A 6,736-nucleotide genomic window follows, 5' to 3' on the forward strand; every position below is an offset into this window, starting at 1 on the left:
ACTGACTCATCAGATCCTCGCCGACATGATTGGGACCAGCCGTGAGACCGTGACGCGCCATCTCGCCCGCCTGAGGCGATTGGGGGTCGTCCGCCAGCGGGGCCGGACCCTCCTCATCCAGGCACCCCGTCTGAGGGCCCTGGTGCCGGACTGGCCACCCACCCGGGTGTAGTCCCCCAGTCGTCAGGCCGAGGACGGTGTGACACCCGTCACGGCAACGCGGACCTCCCGGCTCCATGCTCTCAGGTGGAGGCGCCGGACCTGCTCCTCCTTCGTGCGGGGGAGGCGTCCTGGGCCTCTGAAGGAGGTGGAGGATGGTAGGCGTGGAAGGCCTGTTCCTGGAGTCCCTGACGGGTTCGTTGGTCGTCGTGGTGCTGATCCTGGCGATGCTCGTGGCCGGTGTCGCCTACGGGTGGCTTCCTGAGAAGCGGGCCCAGCGAAGGACGGAAGGCCAGCCGCTCAGGAAGGCTGCCTGAGGCCGACACCAGCCTGGGACCTGACGGACGGCCGGGGGCCGCACTCCCGGCCGTCCGCTTCCCCCCGAAATCCGGTCTCCACGGTCAACCAACCCTGCGGTGGACAAGCCAGCTTTCCTGCGGCGGGTGCCCATCTTCTCCATGCTCGAGCCGAAGCATCTCACGAGCCTGGCGGAGATCACGCACCACCAGCGGTACCGGAAGGGCCAGATCGTCTTTTACCGCGGTGATCCCGGCAGCGCGATGTATCTGCTCCTGTCGGGGTCGGTCAAGATGACCCTGCCATCGGATAGCGGGGCCGAGGTGATCGTCGCGCTGCTTCGGCCCGGGGATCACTTCGGAGAGCTGGCGGCCATCGACGGGCGGCCCCGCTATGTCACCGCGATCGCCGACCAGCCGACGGAAGTGCTGGCCATCCACCGCAACGATCTGCTGGCGTTCCTGAGGGATCACGCGGAGGCCTCGTTGCAAATCGCGATTTCGCTCTGCCTGCGCCTACGACACGTCACGGAGCTGTTGGCTGACCTGGCGTTTCTCGACCTCCTGTCCCGCCTCGCCAAGCGCCTCTGCCAGCTGGCGGATATCTACCACGGATCCTCGGTGGAGGCCGCCGAGATCCATGTCAGCCAGGAGGCGTTGGCGGAGATGGTCGGGGCCACCCGGGAGGCCGTCAACAAGCAGCTGGCCCGGCTGCGGGAGATGGGTCTGATCGACACCGGCCGGGGGCACGTCAGGATCCTCAAGCCGGAGAGGCTCAGCGCCCTCGCGTTCGGCAATGTGACCGAGGTCACAGAGCGAACGTAGTCCCGATCATTGTCGTCGCTCTGGCCGCCGCCTACAGTTCCCGGTAGGTGAACGGGGAACATCGTTCACCGGCAAGGAGGACGACGGCGATGGTCGGCAAGGTGCTGTTTGCCGTGGACGGTTCGGTGCCGTCGCGTGAAGCGGCGGCACTGGCGCATGACCTGCTTCCCAAGGCTCGCGAGGTCCTCATCCTCCAGGTCGTACCGCAGCTGCCGTATGCCTGGAACGCCTGGCCGGCCTTCCCGGATCTGTCGCAGGACCTGGCGAGGGCCTGGGCGTACGTGTCGGAGGTCGGTGACGATCTCGGCGCGCAGGGCTGGAACGTCGATACCAGGGTCGAGTGTTCCCCCCTGAGCGCGGCCGAGGTCGACCAGGAGATCCTGAGACTTGCCGATCTCCTTCGGCCGAATCTCATTTGCCTGGCCCTGGCCAAGGGGGGCGTCGCCGGCAGTATCGTCCGGAAGGCGCCCATGCCGGTCTTGGTCGCGAGGCTGACGTCGCGCGACGACAAGCCTAAGGGCCGGAGAGAAGAGAAGAGGGAGCATCTCGAGCCGTGGCTCGTGCATCGCAGCCTCTTGCTCAATCCTGTCGCGGCCCTGGTCTTCAGGTATGCCGGAATCGTGTGAGGAGCCGGTCACTCAGCCCTCGGTGTGCAATCACCGACCACCGTCAGTCCGACCGTGACGGACACCTCTGGACAGGCGGCGCATGACCGCAGAGGGGAGAGAGAGATGAGCGCAGAGGGTCAGATCAATCGTTGGTGGCGGGTCGCGGGTGGGCTCTCCATGAACCTCGCCCTCGGTTCGCTCTATGCGTGGAGTGTCTTCGTCGCGCCCCTCGAGAAGGAATTCGGGTGGAAGCGGGCCGACACCGCCATGATCTTCACCATCGCCGTATTCGTGTTCGGGCTCGCGTTTATCCTGGCCGGGCGGCTCCAGGACAAGAAGGGGCCGTTCTGGATCTCGGTGATCGGCGGCGTGCTGGTCAGCGTGGGGTTCTTCGTCAGCGCCTGGACCACGACCCTCGCCTGGGTCTTCTTCTGGTTCGGCGCCATCGGCGGCATCGGCAACGGCTTCGGCTATGCGACGCCGATCCCCGTCATGGCCAAGTGGTTCCCCGATCGGCGGGGCCTGGCGGTCGGGCTCGCGGTCGCCGGCTACGGCGGCGGGTCGGCCATCTTCGGCCCGCTGGCCGGCAACTGGCTGATCCCCACGTACGGGTGGCGGGCCACCTTCCAGATCCTCGGGGTCATCTTCCTGGTCATGACGTTGGCCGGGGCGTACCTGCTGAAGAACCCGCCGGTGGGCTACCGGCCGGCCGGCTGGGTGCCGGCCCCGGCGGCCAAGGCCGCGGGCACGACGTATGAATTCACCCCAGGCGAGGTGTTGAAGACGCCGAGCTTTTACCTGATGTGGGTCGCCTACTGCCTCGGCACCTCCGCGGGCCTCATGGTGATCAGCCAGCTCGTCCCGTTCGCCCGCAGCGTTGGATTGGCCGCTCTCGGGACCACGGCCATCTTCATCGGGGCCGCCGGGAACGCTGGGGGCCGGATTCTCTCGGGCTGGATGTCGGATACGCTCGGCCGGCTCAACGTGTTGCGGCTGATGATCGCGATCTCGGCCGTCGCGATGCCGATCCTCTACCAGGTGGGCGGGCACGGCCTTTTGTTCTTCGTCGTGGTGTTCATCGTCTACTGGTGTTACGGCACCCAGCTCTCGGTGAACGCCTCCACGACCTCGGACTTCTGGGGGACCAAAAACGCGGGCATCAACTACGGCCTGCTGTTCACGGCGTGGGGCGTGGCAGGCATCGTCGGCCCGCGCATCGGCGGCGTGCTGTACGACAAGTACCAGAACTACCAGGCCGCCTTCTACACCGCGGCCGTCCTGGCAGTGGTCGCGCTGGTGGCCGAGCTCCTGGCACGGCGCCCGGCGGTCCCGGAGGGGGCGCCGGTCAAGGCGACCGCGTAGCCGGAGAGACGCCGCCTGACAGCCATGCCAGCTTCCCGGCCGGCCGTGCTGGCAGCGGGGTTGCTCGTATCCCTCCTTCGAAGCGCCTCGCAAGGGCGCGCGTCTACCGGTGGACAGTCCGGGCCACCCAGGCCCACTGGAAGGCGCGAGATAAAGGAGGATCGCAGATGCGAGTTTTAGCGATTCTGGTAGCGGCGGCAGCGATTGTCACACTCGGCGTTGGCTCCGCGACGGCTCAGAGCCAGGCACCCCAGTACGCCCCGCCGGTGCCGGGCGCCCCGCCGGTCCCCGCGGAGACGCTCTCCAAGAACGTCGAGGGAACGGTGAAGAAGGTCGACTCGGCCGCGAAGTCGGTTCAGGTCTCATCCGGGCTCCTCGGGCTCGGAGGCGCGACCATGAGCGTGACGGAGGAGACGAAGATCACCGTTCAGGGCAAGGAGGGCTCGTTCGCGGACATTCGCGAGGGGGCGAAGGTCAAGGCCGCCTATGAGAGCCGGGGCGGCAAGAACGTGGCGAAATCCATCGAGGTGATGGCGGCGGAAGAGAAGGAGAACTCAGCCGGCCGACCGGGGCCCGGCGTCTCCCCTCCCATGGGCACGATCCCGGGAACATCCCCGGCGCAGCCAAAGACTCAATAACGGATCGCTCTCGAGCACGGGCGCGGTGAATGGACCGCGCCCGTGCGTCCCTCCGCGGTCGTCGCCTCGTGTAGCCGAGCGTCCTGCCAGGATCAGGGAAGGCCGGCGACGATCTTCCGGTACTCGGCCTCGGAAAAGGCCCTCAGATGGGTCGTGCGGATGTTGCCCTGCGCGCCGAGGGCGAGGGCGAACTTGGCCACCACATCGTCACTGGGCGCTTCGAGAACGATCACGATGTCGTAGGGACCCATCGTGAGGTAAAACTGTTTCAGCTCACCTCCGAGGTCCTTCAGGAGCTTCTTCCCGGCCTCGAGCCGCTTCGGCGAGTCCTTGACGTTCCGAAGTCCCTGTTCCGTGTAGTGGATCAGGCTGATGTAGGTCGGCATGTCGCACTCCTCGTTGTTGAATGCAACGACGCCCCGGGGTCGGGCCCCCGGTAAACCCCTCGACGCTCAGGCGGTCGTGGAGTCGGGACGAGCGTCGCGACGCCCGTTCCAGGCGCGATCAGCGGTTGCCACCCCGGATCTTCGGGACCAGAAGGATCACGTCCCGGTCGGCGAGGCGCCGGGAGTGGCTCACGCTCTCCCCGTTGACCCGCACCTCGACCTGGCCATTGATGCCCTGCTCGGCCAGAATGTCGCCGAGGGTCGTTCCGGGGTCGCGGACCAGCTCCTGAGTGCTCTTGCCCAGCATCACCAGCTTGACGGCGATCGGCTCCCGGACGCCCAGTTCCGTGCGCTGCATGGTGTCCCCCTTTCTGTGGGTCAGCAGGCGACGAACGTCATGGTCTTGTGATCGAGGATCAGCTCGCCCTTGAGGGGCTCGCCGGTGAGGAACTTCTTGATCTGGCCGGCCACCAGCGCGGCGATGGAGAACCCGGTGTAGACGATCGCCTGGGCGGTGCACGGCAGGATCACGGCCTCCTCGTCCGCGTGGAGCGACGTCTCGTACCGGCGGATATCGTCAGGATCCGCGGGCCGCACGGTGAGGATCCGAGCCACCTCGGCACCCATCCGGGCATCGAGGTAGAGCGGCACGCCGGCGCGGTGCCGGATCCCCTGCAGCCAGATGTGGCGGCGGGCGGTCATCGTGTCCACCGCCGTGACCACCAGGCCCCGGAGCCGCTGGTCCCGGACCCGTTCCGCCCGACCCTCCAGCGACACACCGGCCACATCCCGCACCAGGTCCGCCAGCGCCTCCACCTTCAGGCGCCCCACGTCGGCCAGCCGATAGGCCTGGTTCGGAATGTTGTGCGGCTCCACCCGGTCGTCGTCATACGCGGTCAGCGCGCGACAGCCCATCTTCGCCAGAGCCAGGACGACGAACGACCCGATCCCCCCGCAACCGACGACGGAGATGGGGACGTCCAGCTGGTCCGGCTCGATCAGGTCCTGTTGACGGTAGAGGTCCACGGCGCCTCAGTCCACCTGGGGGGGAGCGGCGGCGCCCCCAGAGCGTGACGGCGATTGGTTCACGGCCTGTCGACTCTCCTCCAGGCGGGACAGGAACGTGAGCTCGAAAGCCTGTCCCTCGATGGGCGATGGATATCGGACGCAGGAGACGACCGATATCTTCTCCACCATGTCGGCCCACGTGGCCTTCCGCAGGGCCGCGGCCCGGGCCGGCCCGAGCGGCTCCTCAGGCCGGACAACGGGGATCCCGTCGACGGTGCTCCGCTCCGGCTTCCACGTGTCATAACGGCAGCGGAGGTCCCCCGCCTTGTTGGTCACCAGTGAAACGAGCGAGTCGCCCCCGAAGCCCCGAATGGTCGCCTCGTCCGTGTCGCTCCACTCCACGCCGTGCTCCGCGTGGCTGTGCCACCAGAGCCGGAGCGCCGCCGGATCCCGCCCCTCGTCCAGGCACCGGTGGAGGAGGCCGAGCAGCGCCTCGGGCTGAAGCTCGGTCTCGGCCGCGGAGACACGCTGGTCCAGCAGGAAGAGCTCCGTCACCAGCAGTCCCTCGCCCTCCGGTCGCACCTCTCCCAGGCCGCCGATCTCCGAGGGGCAGAGCTCGACGTAGAGGCGGAGCCGGGCGTAGGTCTCCGCGGTGAATCGGAGGACCGCGGGAGCCGCTGACGGGGTCACGTCGATGCCGTCTTCCAGTGGGTGACCGGGACGTACCAGTCCTGAGGGGTGATGGTTCGCAGGAAGTCGAGCAGCACCTCGGCGGCGGCGACCCACTGATACTCGGCCACCAGCTTCGCCACCCCTTCCCGGACGTTCCCCAGGCAGGGCCGCCCGTTCCAGACGTGCGGGTGATCGTACAGCCCATAGGCATCGGTGAGGTTTCGGACCGCGATGGACCCCGTCTCCGCGAGGTCGATCTCGAAGCATCCGAGTCGGTATCGGACGCCGCCGTGCGCCACCTCGATGGGCCCGGTGACGAGGCGGACACCGCCAGCATACACCGCGACGTCGCGGACGCCCTCCAACCCCAGGAGCCGCCGCCAATCGTCCGCGGCGTCGGCGGCCTCGGCGGTCTCCCCCTGCAAGACCCGCAATCGCCGCCGGCACGCGACCAAATGCCGCGCCTCCTGCGTGAGCCGGCAGGAGAGCTCCTCGACCGCGTGCTCCGTCGCCCGGATCTCCTCCTCGACGAACCGGGTCTCCTCCCGAAGGCCTCGCCCTTGCTGCTCGGCGTAAGCCTCCCGCGCTCGGGCACGTGCCGCCTCTCGAAGGAGCCCCTCCTCCAGGGCGGTTTCCCGGCAAAGCCGGTTCACGACTACCTTGAGCCGCGGCTCCGGGAGGGCTGCCACCTCGGAGATCCAGGCCCTGACATGGGGAAGGGCGAGGTCCAGGCTCTTGCGAAGGAGCAGCCGCGCCAGCGGCTCGGGCTGCCCAGCCAGGTC

At 68.0% G+C, this 6,736-nt stretch carries 10 protein-coding genes; 5 read left to right on the plus strand and 5 right to left on the minus strand.

The features are described 5' to 3' along the window. Positions 1-314: 314 nt before the first annotated feature. From VGW35_03970 to VGW35_03990, 5 genes are all read left to right on the plus strand, one after another. Positions 315-476, plus strand: a complete 162-nt coding sequence (locus tag VGW35_03970) for a hypothetical protein (GenBank protein HEV8306800.1) — start codon at positions 315-317, stop codon at positions 474-476. A gap of 99 nt (positions 477-575) precedes the next feature. Further along, positions 576-1,280, plus strand: a complete 705-nt coding sequence (locus tag VGW35_03975; protein ID HEV8306801.1) for a Crp/Fnr family transcriptional regulator — start codon at positions 576-578, stop codon at positions 1,278-1,280. Between the two features lie 89 nt (positions 1,281-1,369). Then, positions 1,370-1,906, plus strand: coding sequence for a universal stress protein (locus VGW35_03980; protein HEV8306802.1), 537 nt, complete (start codon positions 1,370-1,372; stop codon positions 1,904-1,906). A gap of 105 nt (positions 1,907-2,011) precedes the next feature. Then, positions 2,012-3,250: an OFA family MFS transporter gene (locus VGW35_03985; GenBank protein ID HEV8306803.1), complete on the plus strand. Its 1,239-nt coding sequence runs from the start codon at positions 2,012-2,014 to the stop codon at positions 3,248-3,250. Positions 3,251-3,645: 395 nt separating this feature from the next. Further along, positions 3,646-3,888 carry a hypothetical protein gene (locus tag VGW35_03990; GenBank protein HEV8306804.1) on the plus strand — a complete coding sequence of 81 codons (243 nt, stop codon included), beginning with the start codon at positions 3,646-3,648 and terminating at the stop codon, positions 3,886-3,888. Between the two features lie 92 nt (positions 3,889-3,980). Here VGW35_03990 and VGW35_03995 read toward each other — a convergent pair whose 3' ends face one another. The 5 genes from VGW35_03995 to VGW35_04015 all read right to left on the minus strand — a co-directional run. After that, positions 3,981-4,274, minus strand: a complete 294-nt coding sequence (locus tag VGW35_03995) for a GYD domain-containing protein (GenBank protein ID HEV8306805.1) — start codon at positions 4,272-4,274, stop codon at positions 3,981-3,983. A 118-nt stretch (positions 4,275-4,392) separates the two neighbouring features. After that, positions 4,393-4,632 carry a MoaD/ThiS family protein gene (locus tag VGW35_04000; GenBank protein HEV8306806.1) on the minus strand — a complete coding sequence of 80 codons (240 nt, stop codon included), beginning with the start codon at positions 4,630-4,632 and terminating at the stop codon, positions 4,393-4,395. Between the two features lie 20 nt (positions 4,633-4,652). Continuing rightward, positions 4,653-5,300: a ThiF family adenylyltransferase gene (locus tag VGW35_04005; protein HEV8306807.1), complete on the minus strand. Its 648-nt coding sequence runs from the start codon at positions 5,298-5,300 to the stop codon at positions 4,653-4,655. A gap of 6 nt (positions 5,301-5,306) precedes the next feature. Further along, positions 5,307-5,972, minus strand: a complete 666-nt coding sequence (locus tag VGW35_04010; protein HEV8306808.1) for a hypothetical protein — start codon at positions 5,970-5,972, stop codon at positions 5,307-5,309. Then, positions 5,969-6,736: hypothetical protein (locus VGW35_04015; protein ID HEV8306809.1), on the minus strand; the 768-nt coding region annotated here is incomplete at its 5' end. The genes VGW35_04015 and VGW35_04010, both read right to left, overlap by 4 nt.

This window comes from Candidatus Methylomirabilota bacterium, assembly GCA_036005065.1.
Taxonomy (GTDB): domain Bacteria; phylum Methylomirabilota; class Methylomirabilia; order Rokubacteriales; family DASRDR01; genus DASYQW01.

Coding starts and splice junctions, on each gene's coding strand:
- VGW35_04000 (HEV8306806.1), bottom strand. CDS start 4,632: ATGCAGCGCACGGAACTGGGCGTCCGGGAGCCGATCGCCGTCAAGCTG.
- VGW35_03985 (HEV8306803.1), top strand. CDS start 2,012: ATGAGCGCAGAGGGTCAGATCAATCGTTGGTGGCGGGTCGCGGGTGGG.
- VGW35_03970 (HEV8306800.1), top strand. CDS start 315: ATGGTAGGCGTGGAAGGCCTGTTCCTGGAGTCCCTGACGGGTTCGTTG.
- VGW35_03990 (HEV8306804.1), top strand. CDS start 3,646: ATGAGCGTGACGGAGGAGACGAAGATCACCGTTCAGGGCAAGGAGGGC.
- VGW35_03995 (HEV8306805.1), bottom strand. CDS start 4,274: ATGCCGACCTACATCAGCCTGATCCACTACACGGAACAGGGACTTCGG.
- VGW35_03980 (HEV8306802.1), top strand. CDS start 1,370: ATGGTCGGCAAGGTGCTGTTTGCCGTGGACGGTTCGGTGCCGTCGCGT.